Source organism: Neobacillus sp. B4I6 (assembly GCF_050434045.1).
GTDB lineage: Bacteria > Bacillota > Bacilli > Bacillales > Cytobacillaceae > Neobacillus.
The window spans coordinates 1,629,797-1,647,583 of record NZ_JBNPWB010000002.1 but is presented as its reverse complement, the minus strand read 5'-3'; the positions used below and the strand labels follow the sequence as shown (position 1 = coordinate 1,647,583).

Sequence of the window (17,787 nt, the reverse complement as noted above, 5' to 3'; positions counted from 1 at the left end):
TTTATGGAGAGAGAAATGATGGAACAATTTATAGGGAAAACAATTAGGGTTGACCGCGGAGGTCCAGAATCAAGAAATGGTAAATTACTGGCAGTATTTGAAGACTTCTTTGCCATCTTAACTGAACACGATGGAGTCGTATATTATAAGACAAATCATGTCAGAAGTATCACAGAAAGTGCTAAAGATGATATGAAGTTTGGTTTGAAGGTCCCAAATAAACTTGATTTTAAAAAGGCCGAAAACTTTGTAAAGCTTTTAGGAAAAATAAGATTTCAATGGGTGAAAATTAATCGTGGCGGTCCTGAATCATTTGAAGGCGTACTAAGCGATGTAAACAAACATTTTGCTTCATTGATTGTTAAAGAAGAAGTTGTCCGTGTCTCGATGAAACACATTCGAAACATAAGCTACGGACTAAAAGTTGAGAAATCAAAAAAAGATCATTCCAATGAATCTAAAGGGAATGACAAAGAACGTAAGAACGACGATAAAAAAGACAGCAGTAGTAAGGGCAGCAGTAGTAAGGACAATGATAAATAAGATCACGAATAAAAATTTTGTCGCTTCTCCACTAGAGGAGCGACTCATTATCTCTTTAAGGAGGATTAAACATGGGGATAGATAAATTTTCAGCTGCATTGGATTTATTAAAAGGCTTTAGTGTAAATCTTTATGTAGGTGAAGACGTATTTAAAGGAAAACTAATTGGTGTTGAGGCAGACCATGTAGTGCTCGAAACCGAAAATAAATACATTTTTTATTATAACATTGATAAAATTCAAGCAATCACAAAAAATACAAGAGAGTTTCAACCTGAGAAAACAACGGCAAAATTTCTAAAAACACAGAGTTTAACAGATTTACTCCTTTCCTTTCAACATACTTGGGTAACGATATTGACTATCAACAAACAAAGATTTACTGGTGTTTTAAGCGAAATTGATACAGACTTTGTTACTTTAATTAACGGTGATGAACGGATCATAATAAAATTAACACATGTGTCCAACATCCTCAAAGGTATTATTAAAGAAGAGGCTGTGAAGACGTCTTCATCAAATAAAAACGAAAATAATAATAAAGATTCTGATAATAAAAAAGAATCAAAGGATCGTTCATCTTCCTCCGGTGATAAGAAGGACTCAAAGAATCATTCATCTTCCTCCGGTGATAAGAAGGACTCAAAGAATCATTCATCCTCTTCCGGTGATAAAAAGGACTCAAAGAATCATTCATCCTCTTCCGGTGATAAAAAGGATTCAAAGAAACACTCTTCTTCTTCCGGTGATAAAAAGGACTCAAAGAATCATTCTTCCTCTTCCGGTGATAAAAAGGATTCAAAGAATCACTCTTCTTCTTCCGGTGATAAAGAGGAATCGAAACAAAAAAATTCGAATAGTAAAGAAAAATCCGCTATGAAAAAAGAAGAGACCGTTAAAGAAGAAGTGGTTGAACCTAATAATACAATTGTTTGGTCACAACCAATAAAAATTGAAGCAACAATGATTAAAACCAGGGATGAGCTCGTTTCAAATAACTGTAAGATTAAGAAATCTCAAACAGACGAAAAGGAATCGTCCAAAAATTCCACTGAAATGAAAAAGTCAAATGATATGAGCACTAAAGATAAAAAGTGTGAAGAAGCTAAGTCGACCAAATCAATATCTAGCGAACAATCGAAGGAAATGAAACAAGTAAAAGAAGTAGTTTCTATACAAAAAACAGACAATCAGCCTGCTCCACCGTATAAATTACTACAGAATGAAACAAAATCAACAAAAACAAAAGAAGAAGCAGAGAAAGTAGTTAAATCAACAACTACACAAAACCAAGCAACTAAGAAAACAGAAGATTATAAACCAAATGATATGAACAATAATAGCAACAATCAGAATGTATGGAAACAAAAGGAGAAAGAGCGAAGAGTTCTTCGTTTTTCCGGTGAACCAGTTAATACTGACAGCAAAATACCATTCCCGTTTTCCGGATGGCCAAACAGAAACAATCGAACATCAAGATTGAATTAATGAAATCTCAGCGTAATAGTGAAAATATATATAAGACCATTCCTTCATATTACCCCTGTTAAAATCCCCAAAAACCATACAAATAGGAGTTGGGCAGTTCTAATCATGTATACATGTTATAAGTAGTTAGTGATATCAGCCCTCCTCTATTTGTAAAATGGGATTACCTAGGAAAGGATGTGAAAAAATGAAGTTGAAAGATAATATTGGAAAATATATCAGACTTGAGATTTCGGGAAAGAAATTCATTGGTGGATTACTGATTGATGTAGGAAGCGATTTATTGGTCGTTTTTAATGGATATGACTACCTGTACATCCCTGTTATTCATTGCCAAAATTGGCGGTATTTAAAACAAGATGAAATTAAAGAATTGGATGAAATTACCCTTAATGACGAACCCACACCTATTTATAATAATAACGAAGAAATTTCACTAAGAAAAACTCTGACAGCTGCTAAAGGTATTTTTACAGAAATATATGTAACAAGCAATCAAGCACTACATGGTTATATCATAAGTATTATGAATAATTATTTTGTTTTCTACTCGCCAATATACAAAACCATGTTTATATCTCTTAACCATTTAAAATGGCTAATTCCATACACAAATAATCAACGTCCATACGGTCTAAGCAACGCAAATCTGCCAGTAAATCCGAGCAATATCACCTTTGCCAGATCGTTTGAGGTTCAAATTGAAAAACTAACTGGAGAATTGATCGTCTTTAATATCGGAGAGAATGAAAATGTTATCGGAAAGGTAAAAGGGATTAAGGATAATTTTGTGGAATTAATCGGTGCAAAAGAAGATCCAGTCTTTATTAATCTTCAACATATTAAAACAATCCATTTGACTTAACTGGTTTATTTTTTCTATAGCTTATTTGTAAACAAGCTTTTAAAACAAAAAACAGAGTGTCTAGAGACACTCTTTTTATTAAACTATTTTTCTTTTACATAAGCAGTTTCCGTTTTTCGAGTAAATGACAATAATTCAAACGCAATTCCGTATAGGAAAGTAACAAGGAACATCGAACCAATCATATCAAATATGACATGCTGTTTAACAAATAGGGTTGAAATGATAATCAAAGTCCCGACAACATGGATACAAACATTGTTAATTAGATGTTTGTTTTTAATATGAAGTGAAGCAAGCATGATAACAAATGTGGTAAGTACATGGATACTCGGAAAACAATTAAACGGACGATCATTTGCATAAATCCACAAAACAAGATGATTAAAGATATTATTACCTTCAATAGTTGGTCTTGGGACGGTGGTTTGAAAAAAGAAATAAATAACAAAACAAATCAGTTCTGCTACAACAATTAAAATTAACGTTTTAAGGTATACTTTTGTGTCCTTAAAACAAAAGTAGATTAAATAACAAAAAATATAAGCATACCAAAGGATATATGGAATGATAAAGACCGACAAAAACGGGATTGCTTGGTCAATTGACGTACTAATATCGATTGCTCTATGTGAACGGGAATTTAATAATTCATAAATTTTGGCTAGAAGAGGAATTACAAGCAAAAATAGTAAATAGGGAGCTTTTTTTATTAAACTTTTCAATCATATTCCTCCCTTAATATATAAAAACCTAATTTTCTAGTTTACTATACAGAAATAGTCGAACACACTCCATGGTACCACAAATACTGTAAAAATAAACGAAATTTCCATACTTCTCTCAAATTTTTTTTAAATTATGCTAAACTAAATTACAACACAAACTTAGTTGTGAAGGTGGTGGAATGGTGGATCGGATTATCTTGTTTGATGGGGTTTGCAATCTGTGTAACAACAGTGTGAAATTTATAATAAAAAGGGACACCTTGGGCTATTTTAAATTTGCCTCACTTCAAGGAGAGACTGGCCAAAGATTATTAAAAAAGCATAGCTTAAACTATGACCTAAATAGTTTCGTCCTAATTGAAAAGGAAAAGGTCTATATAAAATCAAGTGCTGCTCTTCGTGTTTGCAGTCAATTAGGCGGGGCTTGGCGCATATTTTCGATCTTCCGCTTCCTCCCTCCACTTTTCAGGGATTTCCTTTACGACATAGTTGCAAAGAATCGTTATAAATGGTTTGGAAAAGAAGAAAGTTGTATCCTCCCTTTGCCAAAATGGAAGCAGAGATTTTTGGACTAAGGGTGAATTGTTTAATACATCGGTAACTGGTAAATGGTGGCAGACACTCTAATTCTAACTAATATTTTATTCCCTATAGCATAGATATTATTAATACTATTTTTTACTGTAGGAGGGTATTTATGGAGGTTGTCGTTAGAAAAGGAGATTCATTATGGCATTACAGCCAGATGTTTCATATAAATTTGCAGCTAATAATTGATTCAAACAGAAATGTCGATCATAATAATCTTTCTGAAGGCCAACGTGTACGATTACCAGGCTTTTCTGCCCAGGATTATCAGATTCGCCCTGGCGATACCTTATGGAGTATTGGTCAACGGAGATCGCTTCCCCTAGAGGCTATTACTTTGGTTAATCCTAACCTGGATGAAAAAAATCTAAATGTAGGTCAATCCATTAAGGTTCCAACTAGGATCACTTGGAGATTAGTGGATAGTGGCCAAAGTTATGATTACATCAAATTGATGAATGATATCAAGAGATTATTAGAGGTTTATCCGTTTATGCAGATACCTGTGATTGGTAAAACAGTTCTTGGGAAAAAAATTCCAGAGATCGTCATCGGAACTGGTGAAAAAAGAGTTCATTATAATGGATCATTTCATGCCAATGAATGGATAACCACATCAATCATCATGACCTTTTTAAATGATTATTTATTAGCTCTGACAAATCATAATCTGATCCGTGGGCTACCCATGTTTCCACTTTACCAACAAAGCATTTTATCTATTGTCCCAATGGTAAATCCAGATGGAGTAGACCTCGTTCTACATGGCCCCCCAGAAATCGAAAATTGGAATAAAAGAGTGGTTGATTTCAATAAGGGCAGTACAGATTTTACGGACTGGAAAGCTAATATTCGAGGGGTTGACCTAAATGACCAATTCCCGGCTAGATGGGAATTAGAAAAGGCAAGGAATCAGACTGAGCCTGGACCAAGAGATTTTGTCGGTGAAAAACCTTTATCAGAGCCTGAAGCAATGGCAATGGCGAAACTAATAAAAAAACGAAATTTTGTAAGAGTTCTAGCCTTTCATACACAAGGTGAGGTCATCTACTGGGGGTTTGAAAATCTTGAACCTCCTGAATCAGAGGACATTGTAAAAGAATTTAGCCGAGTAAGTGGTTACGAGCCCATCAAAACGATCGAGAGCTATGCCGGTTGCAAGGATTGGTTTATTCAAGATTGGAAACGACCAGGATTTACGATTGAACTCGGGCGAGGAATAAATCCACTTCCATTGTCACAATTTGATGAGATCTATCAAAAATCACTGGGAATTTTCTTGGCGGGACTTTATATGTAAAAAAGGAGGCCGAAAAACTCCTGCCTCCTTTTCCTCTGAATAAAATTAGGCTTTTGTATAATTAAGATCCCAAATCACACCAAAGGCATCTTTTACCTTCGCATATTTTGCTCCCCAAAAAGTATCTTGCAGCTCCATATAAACCGTTCCTTTTTGACTAAGAGTATCATATATCCCACGGATTTCATCTTCGCTTTCGAATTCCAGTGTTAATGAAATATTACTCCCTACTACGACAGAATTCCCCTGAATGGCGTCTGAGGCCATTAGGAAAAGATCATCCTTTTTAAATTGAGCATGGATTACACGATCATGCGCCTCTGGCGGTGTCGGATAGTCTGCCTCTCCATAGGTTTGAAGATTTGATATTTCACCGCCGAATACTTCACGGTAGTACTCTAATGCCTCTTTTGCATTTCCATCGAACATTAAGTATGGTGTCGCTTGACCCTTCATTTATAACACTCCCTTTTGATTAACATCAATATTATTTACTACACTTACCGCAACAAGACCTGCTTTTCCTAAAAATTAATTTTTATTTCCTCCGACTTCTGATCCCTGATAAGATGCCTTATGAAACTTCTCAATTAACTTAAACAGTTCCTCACCCTTTTCAGGCAAGTTGGTGTCAGGCACCATGTTCAAAAACATAGCTCGGTAAGATTCGGGCACCCATTTGTAATCATGTATGTAATCAGTTAAGGTAAAACCGCACTTTTTCCAAAAACGATTCCTTGAAAGTGTCTCAGGCGTTTCTTCGGATTCTACTTCAATCAACAGACTTTTCATATTTCCTTTGGTCATTGACCATTCTTGAATATACTTCATCATTTTCATGCCTATCCCACGATGCTGCCATTTGTGGTGGACAGCCAAATAATCAATTAGCAGGGCCTGCGTTCCTTCCAACTTCCCGGTCAATGCCATCGCCACTATTTGACCTTCTTCAACTCCTATATGTAGGAAACAAAGCTGTTTCTGAAACATATTCCGAATGATCTTCTCCGGCTTCGCTCCTTTCCCATCGAAAGCTTGATGGTAAATAGGACTTACCTGTTTCCAAAGTTTTTCATCCCATTGATTTATTGTTTGAAATTCCAAGGCAGTTTGCCTCCTACATTTTTCTTTTATTACCAAAATACCCAGTAAGGAAGATTTTTATAAAAAAAAGGACCTTTGAAATAAAATCAAAGGTCCAAATGAGAACTTGGTGGTCTAGGCCAAGTCCTTAATTAGGAGGTCTAAACTCAGAAGAATTTAAACATCTTTATATTACCATTTTCAAAATTTTCTTTCAATCATTATTCCTTTAAAGTGTAAAAGTTTCTGCAATTTTATAAAAATAAAATTTTTCCTTGTTGACATACCTGTATATACAAGTTAGAATGAAATCGTAATCATAACTTGTATATACAAGCAACGATCGTTTATGAAAACGTACACATTGACTGTATATAGAGTGATAAAAAAATAGAGGATAGAAAATGGGGACATGCCCATTCAAACAGGGGGAAAGACAAATGACGAAGTACACAGATCCTTCAAATGATCTATTAAAACACATTGGCGGTAAAGAAAACATTGCAGCCGTTACCCATTGTGTTACAAGAATGCGGTTCGTTTTAAACGATCCAAGCAAAGCGGATATTAAAGAAATCGAGTCCATTAAGCTTGTAAAAGGTACATTTACCCAAGCCGGACAATTCCAAGTCATCATTGGGAATGAAGTATCTAGCTTTTATAATGAATTTGTAAAAATTGCTGGTGTGGATGGAACTTCTAAAGAAGTAGCAAAAGAAGCAGCCAAACAGAATATGAACTGGCTGCAACGAATGATGGCCCACCTAGCCGAAATCTTTACCCCATTAATTCCTGCACTAGTTGTCGGAGGTTTAATCCTCGGCTTTAGAAACATCATTGGTGATATCAAATTACTTGATAATGGAACAAAGTCCATCATCGAGGTTTCACAGTTCTGGGCAGGTGTTCATTCCTTCCTATGGTTGATTGGTGAAGCGGTATTCCACTTCCTTCCAGTCGGAATTACCTGGTCGGTTACGAAAAAAATGGGAGGTTCACAAATCCTAGGTATCGTCCTTGGTATTACACTAGTATCTCCGCAATTGCTTAATGCCTATGCTGTAGCAGGTGCAAAGGATATTCCTGTCTGGGATTTCGGTTTTGCAAAAATCGAAATGATTGGTTACCAAGCACAAGTAATTCCTGCAATTTTAGCTGGATTAGTGCTTGCTTTCTTAGAAACTAGATTACGTAAAATTGTTCCAAATTCCATTTCCATGATTGTCGTTCCATTCTTAGCGTTAATTCCTACTGTTTTAATCGCTCATACTGTTTTAGGCCCTATCGGCTGGAGCATCGGTTCTGGAATTTCTCATGTAGTGTATTCAAGCTTAACCTCTTCATTTGGCTGGGTATTTGCGGCAATCTTCGGGTTCGCATATGCACCACTTGTTATTACTGGGTTGCACCACATGACGAATGCGATTGACTTACAATTAATGAGTGAACTTGGCGGAACAAACCTATGGCCAATGATTGCACTATCTAATATTGCCCAAGGTTCAGCTGTACTTGCGATGATCTTTATCAATCGTAAAAATGAAGAAGAAAAACAAGTATCGATTCCAGCAGCCATCTCTTGTTACCTTGGAGTAACAGAGCCAGCAATGTTCGGGATTAACTTAAAGTATGGCTTCCCATTCCTTGCTGCGATGATTGGTTCCATGATTGCAGGCGTTGTCTCCGTTGGTAGCCACGTTATGGCTAACTCAATCGGTGTCGGTGGTCTACCAGGATTCCTTTCCATCCAAGGTCAGCACATGACGATGTTTGCCATTTCAATGGTTGTAGCCATTGTCGTTCCATTCCTACTAACAATTGTTTTTGCTAAAACACGCATGAATAAATTTTCTTTTAAAAAATAAAAGCTAAATCACATATTTAGGAGGGAGACATGCTCCCTCCTTTTCTCCATTAAATTACTTAATCTAAAATAGGCAGGTGTTTGAAATGTCAAATGAATGGTGGAAAAAAGCAGTCGTCTATCAAATCTATCCAAAAAGCTTTCATGATACGACTGGAAATGGAACTGGAGATATTCAAGGCATTATTGAAAAATTAGACTATCTAAAAGAACTCGGTGTAGAAGTCCTTTGGCTTACTCCCATTTATAAATCTCCTCAAAGAGATAATGGTTATGATATCAGCGATTACTACGCAATTCATGAAGATTATGGAACGATGGATGACTTTGATAGGTTACTAGCAGAAGCACACAAACGCGGCTTAAAAATCATCATGGATATTGTTATTAATCACACATCAACAGAACATGAATGGTTTAAACAAGCACGCACCTCTCGAGATAATCCTTACCGTGACTTCTACATCTGGAAGGACGGCAAGCACGGTGAGACGCCGACAAACTGGGAATCTAAATTTGGTGGTTCGGCATGGGAATATGATGAGACAACCGAACAGTATTACTTACATTTATTCGATGTGACCCAAGCAGATTTAAACTGGGAAAATGAAAAGCTGCGTGCAGCCCTATACGAAATGATGCACTTTTGGTTAAAAAAAGGTGTGGATGGCTTCCGTCTCGATGTTATCAATTTAATTTCCAAAGACCAGAATTTCCCTCAGGATGACAGCGACGGCCGGAAATTTTATACCGATGGACCAAGAATCCATGAATTTTTACATGAAATGAACGAACAAGTTTTTTCAAAATACGATATTATGACGGTCGGTGAAATGTCATCTACATCGATTGATAACTGCATTAAATACACGAACCCAAACCAAGAAGAATTAAACATGACATTTAGCTTCCATCACTTAAAGGTCGACTATCCCAATGGTGATAAATGGACGAAAGCGGACTTTGATTTTCATACCTTAAAACAGATTTTATCTAATTGGCAGGTTGGAATGAATCAAGGCGGCGGCTGGAATGCCCTCTTCTGGTGTAATCATGACCAGCCACGGGTCGTGTCCCGTTTCGGCGATGATCAAAAATATCATAAAGAATCGGCTAAAATGCTGGCCACCACCCTTCATATGATGCAGGGAACCCCTTATATTTATCAGGGCGAAGAATTTGGGATGACCAATCCTAACTTCAACTCCATCGATGAATATCGAGATGTAGAGTCCTTAAATATTTTTAACATCAAGAAAAATGAGGGTATGGACCAACATGAGATTATTGACATTCTAAAACAAAAATCCCGTGACAATTCAAGAACACCAGTCCAATGGAATGCAAATGAAAACGCAGGCTTCACAAGCGGGACTCCTTGGATTCAAACGGCAAGTAATTTCCAGGAAATCAATGCGGAGCAGGCACTTAAAGATTCAGACTCTATCTTTTTCCACTATCAAAAACTTATACAATTACGAAAAAAGTATGATGTGATTACAGATGGAAAATATCTCCCTATTTCTAATGAAGATGATGCTATATTTGCATATGTTAGAACAAGTGGCTCTGAAAAATTACTAGTGATCAACAATTTTTACGATAAAGAGAAAGCATTCGTTCTCCCTACTGATTTACATCTTGATGAGTATGATAGTGAGATGTTACTCTCTAATTATGAGGATTCGACACCAATTGGCCCGGAAATCTCCTTGCGGCCATATGAGTCGGTTGTGTATTACCTGAAAAGATGAACGGAGATGTCATAATGACGAACAAGTACCTAACGATCTACAACATTATTGTCGAGCAAATAAAAAGTGGAGAAATTCCGCCACAGACGCTTCTTCCCTCTGAGAACGAATTAAAAGATCAATTCGATACATCGAGAGAAACGATTAGAAAGGCGTTAAATTTGCTTTCGCAAAATGGCTATATCCAAAAAGTTAGAGGAAAAGGTTCGATCGTGATCGACATCAGCAAATTTGATTTTCCTGTTTCGGGGCTGGTTAGTTTTAAAGAACTGGCAAATAAAATGGGCAGTAAACCAAAAACGATTGTGAACGAGCTCTCGTTAATCAAGCCCGATGGTTTTGTCAGGCAGCAGCTACAACTGGGAAGTAAGGACCTGGTATGGAAGGTAGTTCGTACAAGGGAAATGGGCGGAGAGAAAATCATTTTAGATAAAGATTTTTTATCTAAAAAGCATGTTCCTTCCCTAACAGAAGAAATTTGTGCGGATTCCATTTACCAATATATTGAAAATGAATTAAACCTTACCATTAGTTTTGCCAAAAAAGAAATTGTCGTGGAAGAACCTTCATTCGAGGATCGCTCCCTATTAGACCTTGAAGGCTTTCACAATGTAGTCGTCATAAAAAACTATGTTTATTTAGATGATGCCACCCTCTTTCAATTTACGGAATCAAGGCATCGGCCTGATAAATTTCGGTTTGTAGATTTTGCTCGCAGATCCCATTGATTTCAGTAAGGAGACCTCCAATCCAATTTCGGGGGTCTCCTTTTTTTTCTTCATGTCATATTTAGAGTTTCGTATTAAAAGGATTTTGTCCATGATGTTTGTTACAATAGACGTAACCAAAATCTTGAGGTGAAAATAGTATGTGCGGCCGATTCACGTTAACAGCTACGTTCGAGGAAATCATTGATCGTTTCGATATTATATCTTTTCTTGAAGAAGAAAATTATGCTCCTAGTTATAATATTGCTCCATCTCAGGCCGTACTTGCCGTGATTAATGACGGCAAGTCAAATCGGATGGGATTTTTAAAATGGGGCTTAGTCCCGCCATGGGCAAAGGATGCTTCCATTGGCCATAAGATGATTAATGCCCGAGCAGAAACATTATCGGAAAAGCCAAGCTTCCGAACAGCCTTCAAAAAGAAGCGTTGCCTAGTCATCGCCGATAGTTTTTATGAATGGAAACGACATGAAGATAAAAGTAAAACCCCGATGCGAATTAAACTAAAATCCGATGATCTGTTTGCCATGGCGGGCATTTGGGAGTCTTGGAAATCACCTGAAGGAAAAACGCTCTATACTTGTTCTGTGATAACAACCGAACCCAATGAACTAATGAAAGATATTCATGATCGGATGCCCGTTATTTTGAAGCCAGAAGATGAAAAAACATGGCTGGATCCATCCGTCTCTGATACCAATGATTTAAAAAAACTACTTATCCCCTTTGATGAAAACTTAATGGAGACTTACGAAGTATCTTCCTTAGTAAACTCACCGAGAAATAACAACGTTGAGCTTATTCAAAAGATTTGTTAGTACTTTTTAAAAAAATATGCTTAAATTTTTAAAAATATTTTTTCCATATGGACATGTTTACTACATGCACGTCCAAGGTTCTACATATCATGTATTAACCCATAAAAGTTTTCCTTCTTTAGAAAGTGGTAATCGGCCACTTTCTTTTTTTTGTGGAAAAAAATGGGCAAAGTGTAGCTACCCGAGCTATAATGGCGGTAAGGAGAGTAAAAAATGAGAGGAGATTTCCTATGGACCAACTGGTAAAAAAATTCTATGACCTGCCAACAACTTGTATATCCGATGCGATGGATGGCTTAAATAACCTCCACCCTGCGATTAAACCTCTAAAAGAAGAATATAAGCTTACTGGAAGAGCTTTAACGGTGAAGATTCCTGGCGGTGATAATCTTGCCGTCCTAAAGGCAATCCGTGCGTCAAAACCAGGGGATATTTTAGTTATTGATGCTAAAGGAGATCCATATCGTGCCATTGCTGGTGATTTTGTTGTTGGCATGGCTCAAACACTTGGAGTCGGTGGAATCGTAGTTGATGGTGTCATTCGTGATATTGTTGGAATCAAGGACTTGAACTTCCCCGTCTTCTCGAGGGGTACTACCGTTGCAGCAAGTGGTAAAGCAGGAGTTGGAGAGATTAATATTCCGATTTCATGCGGCGGAATGACAGTACATCCAGGCGATATCATTGTTGGGGACGCGGACGGCGTCGTGGTCATTCCACAAATGGTCGAACAAGCTGTATTGGAAAAGTCCCACGAAAAATTAAAAAACGATCAGATTAGAGAAGAGCGTATAGCTGGTAATCGTGAGGCTATTATGAAACATTTAGATGAACTCATTAATAGGTAAAAAACTAACAAACCCCTTTTCCATACGGAACTGGGGTTAGCTATTATCTTATTCGCTCCCTTTCGTGTCCCACCATTCCCGAACCTCAAAAATGCCGAGGACTTCATTTTTTGCTTTTTCAAAAACCTCTACCGTTTCGTTAGTGGAATAAGAGAAAATATAGTGGGTGGATGATTCGCCCATTAATCGAAAGGAACTGATTTCCCCATCTTTCATTTCAACCATATACACTTTTCCGGTCAAAACATCATTTGCTTCGGCTAAATTTTTCATGAATGATCATCTCCTTACATTACTTTACTCTCAGATTAGCAGATTACATGCTTCATAATATGAAAGAAATTCGAAAAAATAACGAATATTAGTAACACTTTTGGAGAGAACAAACACCTACCTTATTTTTCATATAGAGAAATAATAAAAATAATTCGATTCCCTTTCAAAACCAATTTTTTCATAGAGTCTTTGGGCAGTAATGTTTTCCTTGCCTGTCTCTAGCATAACTCCTTTTGCTCCTGTTTCCTCTGCAAACAAAATCGCCTTATGTATTAATTTTTCCCCAGCACCTTTTCCGCGGAATTGTTCCTTCACATATAAATCATTTAATACCCATGATCGGACCATGCTAACAGAAGAAAAGGATGGATATAACTGAACAAAACCAACGGGATGTTCCCCATCAACAGCCATAAACACAACGGATTCGTTGTTCAGTATTCTTGCTTTTAAAAACTCTCGTGCGCCCTCCAAGTCGGACGTTTGCTCATAAAATACCCGATATAAATCAAACAATACCGTCAACGAATCGAGATCACTAATAGTTGCTTTTTGGATAATCAATTTTTAATTCCTCCTAGTTAAGAATAATTTACTAATCTACGAGATTGAGTGAAATTCACAATATTACAGAAGGATAATCTTAAGTAAATGCAGAATATTAAATCATTATTATTGAACCACGATATTTGGTCGTTTGTTCAACTCTGTAGAATAATTTTGCTTGGGGGTAAATAGACATGAACGCTTCTATAGACGTAAGGCACGCTTTGTCTGAAAGAATTATACCTTTTAATGATAGGCTAGCACCACTATTCATTCGAGACAGATTACATTCTCTCATTCCGGAAGGCACAGAACATATTTACGTAATAGGGATTGGTTCAAATGTCATAAGTGGTGACAGTCTAGGTCCATTTGTGGGTACCTTACTACATAATCTATACCCCAAACACTTATCAGTAATCGGAAACCTTGAATCTCCCTTAGATGCACAAACGCTTATCCCACAGGTTTCTCGGACCCTGCCCCAAAATAGTTTTGTCATTGCCATTGATAGTGTTCTAGGGTCTGAAAGAATCGTTCACACTATTGTTGTTCGTGACGGTTCATTGTTGCCTGGGGCGGGATTAGGAAAAAAACTTCCTCCGATGGGAGATTGCAGCATTATGGGGGTTGTACAGGAAAATGATCCGCGATTGGAATGCTCTCTCCTTTCCACGAATCTGCATCTAATTTTCACTATGGCAACAAATATTGCCAAAGGGATATCACTAGCTGTTAGGCAATATTACAAATATCCTTCGCTCCATCCGATTTTGCATAATTGCTGGTAATGGATGGGGTCGATTTAGGGACACTTCTTATAATACCAGATATTTCAATTAATTGAAACGAACCACTTCAAGAGAGAATGAAAAAATGGCCCGGAGGTTCCTCCGGACTACTATCTTCCTTCATTTACTATTCCTTTTGATCCCATAAATAATTAACAACGGCATCATATTGTTCTTTTGATAATGAACCTGGAGCGGACTTAGGCATCTTCTTTTCTACAAAACTATAAAGATCCTCTTTCTTTTGAAAATCGGCATGAATTTTCGTTGAATCCAGTTTTACTTGACCACCAGTAATGTCACCCGAACTATGGCAGGTAATACAGCTTTTTTGAAAGATGTCATCCCCTGCAACGGTGCTAGCGGTTTCACTTGTTGGTTTACTAGACGGTTCTTTTGATGTGTCATCATCATTACAGGCACTCAATAAACAAATCATTAAAATAAATAATCCCAAACCAAAAATCTTTTTCAACCTGCCACCCCTTTTTTGGTTTCCTCGGGATTGCCTTCATATTGGAAATAGAGGCCTACTGGCAATCTCACAGGTAAAAATAAACATGCCCTATGACATATTATTTCTAAAGTCCTATGATTATTCCTTCATAAATACTATGGTAAAGATACTTAATTTTCTATTTGGATTCCACTGTAAGACTTTTTTAACTGAGTGAGTTTTTTTGTAAAGAAAAAGGATAGATAAAGCAGATAACCTGCCTTTATCTATCCTTTTTTCATTTATTCACTTTCGGATTCATCTTTATTAAACCAAAGTGGATCATTATTATCCTCTTCACCATTATAGTTAATAAGGATTTCTTCCCCTGCTTTGATATCTTTGTACGCGTAAAAATCAAACGTGTGATTCGGGAAGTTAATTTCATATGTAGCATTGGGCTCATATGAATGGTTAAACAACATCCCGTATCCTAAAAGAAGTGCGGTGTGGTTAATCCCATATTCAAATGCATAATCAGCAAGCAGTGTTTTCTCTATATGAACATGCTCCTCATTAGGATAAGGAATAACGGGTGCTTCATGGATCAGCTCACCTTTTGCAATATCACGAGTCGCAAATACCCCTCTATTTAATTCCCCATCACTAAGCTTCGAAGTCTTAATCTCAATCATCTTAATCACCTATTTGTACTTTCCATTAAAGTTTTTAATCATAATATAGCTTGCCATTATCTACAGAAGAAAGCAAATGTTTTTTCTTTCCACACATTTTTCGCTGGTGCCTGACACCAAGACAGATAAAACTACAATCATCAAAAAACTGTCAAAAGATATTCTTCACAGCTTTAGGTGAATAGGTCATTTTTTTGAAGAGGAAAACATAAAATAGGAATATACGTTCGCAACAGGAGGCGGGGACATGGGGAACTTGATTACAGGAGAAATGTTGGTTAAGTATTACGAACTGAATAAACAGAAAAAAGAAATAGAAATGGAAATGAATGAATTAAAGGATGCCTTTCAAAATTACTTTAATAATCTAGTAGGATCTAATCATAAAGGTGAAATTACCATAAGCGGCTATAAGCTTCAACGGCAAATACGAAAAACAGAAAAATATGACGAGGTTGAAACCATTAAAAGATTAGAAGAATTACAGATGAATGAACTTATCCAAGTCGTGAAAAAACCAGATGATGTAAAAATCAAAGCCGCTCTTAACCTAGGCTTATTAAATCCCGATCATTTAGAGGGCTGCATAATTTCGACTAGCTCCCCTGCTATTTCAGTGAAACCAATCACACCAAGATAAGGTATGATAAAGACCCCTCATCTACCCTTTTGATGCAGGGGTCTTTGTTCATAAAATCGTTGTAAATTAATGGAGGAATTTAGGAAGCAATAAAGATGTCGAAGTTACTTTTAAAGTATGGGATGAAATGTGGCATGTTTTTCAAACGTTTGCTATTCCAGAAGGTCAACAGGCGATTGACGAAATTAGGGAATTTGTTCAAAAGCATTTGGAGTATTAGGTTTCCTTTAATTCATTAACTTTTTAAGAATATAACAAGTTCCATCTTCGGCAAAAAATAAAGATTCCCCTTCGTTCACGTTGAAATTAACATTTTTTTTGTCATAAATCAGTTTTGCTATTTTTTCATATTTCTTAACGGCTTCTATTGGTGGGTTCACAATGATATCTTGTTTTCCATGTGTGGTAACAAATCCCTTTGGGTTATATTTCCTTTCGGGCTTTAATTCTGTACTCCAACTTCCAACTAAAAGAACGGAGCATGCGGTATACTTTGTTTTTCTGGTTTGAATAGACCAAAGCTTTCGACAATTACATCGATGTATTTTGAATTTCATCACCCAATACCCTCTTTCAAACTGAAAAATTCAAAATATGATTATTGTAAATTGTATTCCCGCAGTTACAAAATTATTTATAATAGCCTAATTGAAGATAAGTCCTCAAAGAATTTGATATTGTTCCAGTTAATGGTAAAATTACCATTGAAATTTATTACAAAGGGGTTATCGCAAATGTCTGTTGATGTTTATCTTAATTTTAATGGAAACTGTCGTGAGGCAGCAGAGTTTTACGCGGAGGTTTTTGGTACAGAAAAACCTCAAATTATGACTTTCGGGGAAGTACCTCCGAACCCAGAATATCAACTTCCAGAAGAAGCAAAAAACTTGGTTATGCACACACGACTGAACATTGATGGAAGCAACGTCATGTTCTCTGATGTTTTTCCTGGAATGCCTTTTGTAACAGGTACCAACATTAGCCTTGCTATTGTAAATAAGGACTTGGATAAAATTAAATCTTATTTTAACAAACTTCAAGAAGGCGGCACGGTAGTCATGGAGCTTCAAGAAACATTCTGGAGCAAATGCTACGGCTCCCTAAAAGATAAGTTTGGAATTGAATGGCTATTTAATTATGATAATGGCGAAAGCGTAATGTAATTGGGTTTAATAAGGAAGACCGGGCAAATTTGCCCGGTCCTTTTTTGGTTATTTTGAATTTTTTATAAGGGCATCATACGCTTCCTAAGATTACCGTTAAGCCTCGATTTGCTGACTTAATTTTGCTTGCTCTTCGTCTTGTCCCCACCCTTTGCAAACATCAATCCATTCTTTAGCAAATGAATACTGATATAATTCATCTTTCGTTAATTCGATTGCAGAGTTCGTGCTGCCACAAGCGGGGAAAACTGTCTCGAAGCGCTGCATTGATACATCCAAATAGACTTCAAGCTCATTATTCAGCCCAAACGGACAAACACCGCCAATGGCATGACCAGTTTGTTCGAGAACTTCATCTGGTGAGAGCATCCTTGCTTTGAAGCCGAATTGATGACGAAACTTCTTATTATCAATTTTTGCATCACCTGCAGCAACAATTAAAATAGCTTTTTCATCGCTCCCTCTAAAAGATAAAGTTTTCGCAATTCGAGCTGAAGCTACTCCAATGGTCTCGGCAGCCTGTTCCACTGTGGCACTCGAGGTATCAAATTCCATTACATCTCCATCACGATCCCATTGTTTAAAATGGGCCTTCACACTTTCCAATGACATCTTATACATCCTTTCCCTAACG

General features: G+C 36.8%; 22 protein-coding genes. 13 read left to right on the top strand and 9 right to left on the bottom strand.

Annotated features, from left to right (window positions below):
• Positions 1-3: 3 nt before the first annotated feature.
• From QF028_RS10235 to QF028_RS10225, 3 genes are all read left to right on the top strand, one after another.
• The gene (locus QF028_RS10235) at positions 4-543 is read left to right on the top strand and encodes a hypothetical protein (RefSeq protein WP_429465118.1); all 540 of its coding nucleotides are present in this window, start codon (positions 4-6) and stop codon (positions 541-543) included.
• A 71-nt stretch (positions 544-614) separates the two neighbouring features.
• The gene (locus QF028_RS10230; protein WP_429465116.1) at positions 615-2,030 is read left to right on the top strand and encodes a hypothetical protein; all 1,416 of its coding nucleotides are present in this window, start codon (positions 615-617) and stop codon (positions 2,028-2,030) included.
• 187 nt (positions 2,031-2,217) lie between these two features.
• Positions 2,218-2,895 (top strand): DUF2642 domain-containing protein, encoded by a 678-nt coding sequence (locus QF028_RS10225; RefSeq protein WP_429465114.1) that lies wholly within the window; start codon positions 2,218-2,220, stop codon positions 2,893-2,895.
• Positions 2,896-2,978: 83 nt separating this feature from the next.
• Here the strand turns inward: QF028_RS10225 and QF028_RS10220 are convergent, their stop codons facing one another.
• Complete coding sequence (locus QF028_RS10220) at positions 2,979-3,620, bottom strand: phosphatase PAP2 family protein (RefSeq protein WP_429465112.1); 642 nt, start codon at positions 3,618-3,620, stop codon at positions 2,979-2,981.
• A gap of 185 nt (positions 3,621-3,805) precedes the next feature.
• Between QF028_RS10220 and QF028_RS10215 the strand changes: the two genes are divergently transcribed.
• The gene (locus QF028_RS10215; protein WP_429472263.1) at positions 3,806-4,198 is read left to right on the top strand and encodes a thiol-disulfide oxidoreductase DCC family protein; all 393 of its coding nucleotides are present in this window, start codon (positions 3,806-3,808) and stop codon (positions 4,196-4,198) included.
• A gap of 122 nt (positions 4,199-4,320) precedes the next feature.
• Complete coding sequence (locus tag QF028_RS10210) at positions 4,321-5,511, top strand: M14 family zinc carboxypeptidase (RefSeq protein ID WP_429465110.1); 1,191 nt, start codon at positions 4,321-4,323, stop codon at positions 5,509-5,511.
• Positions 5,512-5,556: 45 nt separating this feature from the next.
• On the opposite strand, the gene QF028_RS10205 is transcribed toward QF028_RS10210, so the two are convergent.
• Together QF028_RS10205 and QF028_RS10200 are read right to left on the bottom strand one after the other, a co-directional pair.
• Positions 5,557-5,967, bottom strand: a complete 411-nt coding sequence (locus tag QF028_RS10205) for a VOC family protein (protein ID WP_429465108.1) — start codon at positions 5,965-5,967, stop codon at positions 5,557-5,559.
• 75 nt (positions 5,968-6,042) lie between these two features.
• Entirely contained in the window at positions 6,043-6,615 is a 573-nt protein-coding gene (locus tag QF028_RS10200) for a GNAT family N-acetyltransferase (RefSeq protein ID WP_429465106.1), read from the bottom strand.
• A 419-nt stretch (positions 6,616-7,034) separates the two neighbouring features.
• Here QF028_RS10200 and treP point away from each other — a divergent pair, with 419 nt between their 5' ends.
• From treP to QF028_RS10175, 5 genes are all read left to right on the top strand, one after another.
• The gene (gene treP / locus QF028_RS10195) at positions 7,035-8,459 is read left to right on the top strand and encodes a PTS system trehalose-specific EIIBC component (RefSeq protein ID WP_410888958.1); all 1,425 of its coding nucleotides are present in this window, start codon (positions 7,035-7,037) and stop codon (positions 8,457-8,459) included.
• 85 nt (positions 8,460-8,544) lie between these two features.
• Complete coding sequence (gene treC, locus QF028_RS10190; RefSeq protein WP_429465103.1) at positions 8,545-10,212, top strand: alpha,alpha-phosphotrehalase; 1,668 nt, start codon at positions 8,545-8,547, stop codon at positions 10,210-10,212.
• Positions 10,213-10,226: 14 nt separating this feature from the next.
• A complete protein-coding gene (treR, locus tag QF028_RS10185) occupies positions 10,227-10,940 on the top strand; it encodes a trehalose operon repressor (protein ID WP_429465101.1) in 714 nt (237 codons plus the stop codon).
• Between the two features lie 140 nt (positions 10,941-11,080).
• Positions 11,081-11,758: an SOS response-associated peptidase gene (locus QF028_RS10180; protein WP_429465099.1), complete on the top strand. Its 678-nt coding sequence runs from the start codon at positions 11,081-11,083 to the stop codon at positions 11,756-11,758.
• A 230-nt stretch (positions 11,759-11,988) separates the two neighbouring features.
• The gene (locus QF028_RS10175) at positions 11,989-12,606 is read left to right on the top strand and encodes an RraA family protein (protein WP_429465097.1); all 618 of its coding nucleotides are present in this window, start codon (positions 11,989-11,991) and stop codon (positions 12,604-12,606) included.
• Positions 12,607-12,654: 48 nt separating this feature from the next.
• On the opposite strand, the gene QF028_RS10170 is transcribed toward QF028_RS10175, so the two are convergent.
• Complete coding sequence (locus QF028_RS10170) at positions 12,655-12,879, bottom strand: hypothetical protein (RefSeq protein WP_429465095.1); 225 nt, start codon at positions 12,877-12,879, stop codon at positions 12,655-12,657.
• A gap of 129 nt (positions 12,880-13,008) precedes the next feature.
• Positions 13,009-13,446, bottom strand: a complete 438-nt coding sequence (locus tag QF028_RS10165; protein ID WP_215001327.1) for a GNAT family N-acetyltransferase — start codon at positions 13,444-13,446, stop codon at positions 13,009-13,011.
• Between the two features lie 176 nt (positions 13,447-13,622).
• Here QF028_RS10165 and yyaC point away from each other — a divergent pair, with 176 nt between their 5' ends.
• Entirely contained in the window at positions 13,623-14,219 is a 597-nt protein-coding gene (gene yyaC / locus QF028_RS10160) for a spore protease YyaC (RefSeq protein ID WP_429465093.1), read from the top strand.
• A gap of 127 nt (positions 14,220-14,346) precedes the next feature.
• On the opposite strand, the gene QF028_RS10155 is transcribed toward yyaC, so the two are convergent.
• Complete coding sequence (locus tag QF028_RS10155) at positions 14,347-14,694, bottom strand: c-type cytochrome (RefSeq protein ID WP_429465091.1); 348 nt, start codon at positions 14,692-14,694, stop codon at positions 14,347-14,349.
• 263 nt (positions 14,695-14,957) lie between these two features.
• Positions 14,958-15,350 carry an SET domain-containing protein gene (locus QF028_RS10150; protein ID WP_142292176.1) on the bottom strand — a complete coding sequence of 131 codons (393 nt, stop codon included), beginning with the start codon at positions 15,348-15,350 and terminating at the stop codon, positions 14,958-14,960.
• A 247-nt stretch (positions 15,351-15,597) separates the two neighbouring features.
• On the opposite strand from QF028_RS10150, the gene QF028_RS10145 reads away from it, so the two are divergent.
• Positions 15,598-15,990, top strand: a complete 393-nt coding sequence (locus QF028_RS10145) for a hypothetical protein (RefSeq protein WP_179195849.1) — start codon at positions 15,598-15,600, stop codon at positions 15,988-15,990.
• Positions 15,991-16,217: 227 nt separating this feature from the next.
• On the opposite strand, the gene QF028_RS10140 is transcribed toward QF028_RS10145, so the two are convergent.
• A complete protein-coding gene (locus QF028_RS10140) occupies positions 16,218-16,547 on the bottom strand; it encodes a hypothetical protein (protein WP_429472261.1) in 330 nt (109 codons plus the stop codon).
• 177 nt (positions 16,548-16,724) lie between these two features.
• Here QF028_RS10140 and QF028_RS10135 point away from each other — a divergent pair, with 177 nt between their 5' ends.
• A complete protein-coding gene (locus tag QF028_RS10135; protein ID WP_429465088.1) occupies positions 16,725-17,153 on the top strand; it encodes a VOC family protein in 429 nt (142 codons plus the stop codon).
• A 96-nt stretch (positions 17,154-17,249) separates the two neighbouring features.
• Here the strand turns inward: QF028_RS10135 and QF028_RS10130 are convergent, their stop codons facing one another.
• Positions 17,250-17,765: a YbaK/EbsC family protein gene (locus QF028_RS10130; RefSeq protein WP_429465086.1), complete on the bottom strand. Its 516-nt coding sequence runs from the start codon at positions 17,763-17,765 to the stop codon at positions 17,250-17,252.
• Between the last annotated feature and the right edge of the window lie 22 nt (positions 17,766-17,787).

Excerpts from the sequence above, each read along its gene's own strand:
- QF028_RS10235 (WP_429465118.1), top strand. The coding sequence starts at position 4 with ATGGAGAGAGAAATGATGGAACAATTTATAGGGAAAACAATTAGGGTT.
- QF028_RS10230 (WP_429465116.1), top strand. The coding sequence starts at position 615 with ATGGGGATAGATAAATTTTCAGCTGCATTGGATTTATTAAAAGGCTTT.
- QF028_RS10225 (WP_429465114.1), top strand. The coding sequence starts at position 2,218 with ATGAAGTTGAAAGATAATATTGGAAAATATATCAGACTTGAGATTTCG.
- QF028_RS10210 (WP_429465110.1), top strand. The coding sequence starts at position 4,321 with ATGGAGGTTGTCGTTAGAAAAGGAGATTCATTATGGCATTACAGCCAG.
- QF028_RS10205 (WP_429465108.1), bottom strand. The coding sequence starts at position 5,967 with ATGAAGGGTCAAGCGACACCATACTTAATGTTCGATGGAAATGCAAAA.
- treP (WP_410888958.1), top strand. The coding sequence starts at position 7,035 with ATGACGAAGTACACAGATCCTTCAAATGATCTATTAAAACACATTGGC.
- treC (WP_429465103.1), top strand. The coding sequence starts at position 8,545 with ATGTCAAATGAATGGTGGAAAAAAGCAGTCGTCTATCAAATCTATCCA.
- treR (WP_429465101.1), top strand. The coding sequence starts at position 10,227 with ATGACGAACAAGTACCTAACGATCTACAACATTATTGTCGAGCAAATA.
- QF028_RS10180 (WP_429465099.1), top strand. The coding sequence starts at position 11,081 with ATGTGCGGCCGATTCACGTTAACAGCTACGTTCGAGGAAATCATTGAT.
- QF028_RS10175 (WP_429465097.1), top strand. The coding sequence starts at position 11,989 with ATGGACCAACTGGTAAAAAAATTCTATGACCTGCCAACAACTTGTATA.
- QF028_RS10170 (WP_429465095.1), bottom strand. The coding sequence starts at position 12,879 with ATGAAAAATTTAGCCGAAGCAAATGATGTTTTGACCGGAAAAGTGTAT.
- yyaC (WP_429465093.1), top strand. The coding sequence starts at position 13,623 with ATGAACGCTTCTATAGACGTAAGGCACGCTTTGTCTGAAAGAATTATA.
- QF028_RS10150 (WP_142292176.1), bottom strand. The coding sequence starts at position 15,350 with ATGATTGAGATTAAGACTTCGAAGCTTAGTGATGGGGAATTAAATAGA.
- QF028_RS10145 (WP_179195849.1), top strand. The coding sequence starts at position 15,598 with ATGGGGAACTTGATTACAGGAGAAATGTTGGTTAAGTATTACGAACTG.
- QF028_RS10140 (WP_429472261.1), bottom strand. The coding sequence starts at position 16,547 with ATGAAATTCAAAATACATCGATGTAATTGTCGAAAGCTTTGGTCTATT.
- QF028_RS10135 (WP_429465088.1), top strand. The coding sequence starts at position 16,725 with ATGTCTGTTGATGTTTATCTTAATTTTAATGGAAACTGTCGTGAGGCA.
- QF028_RS10130 (WP_429465086.1), bottom strand. The coding sequence starts at position 17,765 with ATGTCATTGGAAAGTGTGAAGGCCCATTTTAAACAATGGGATCGTGAT.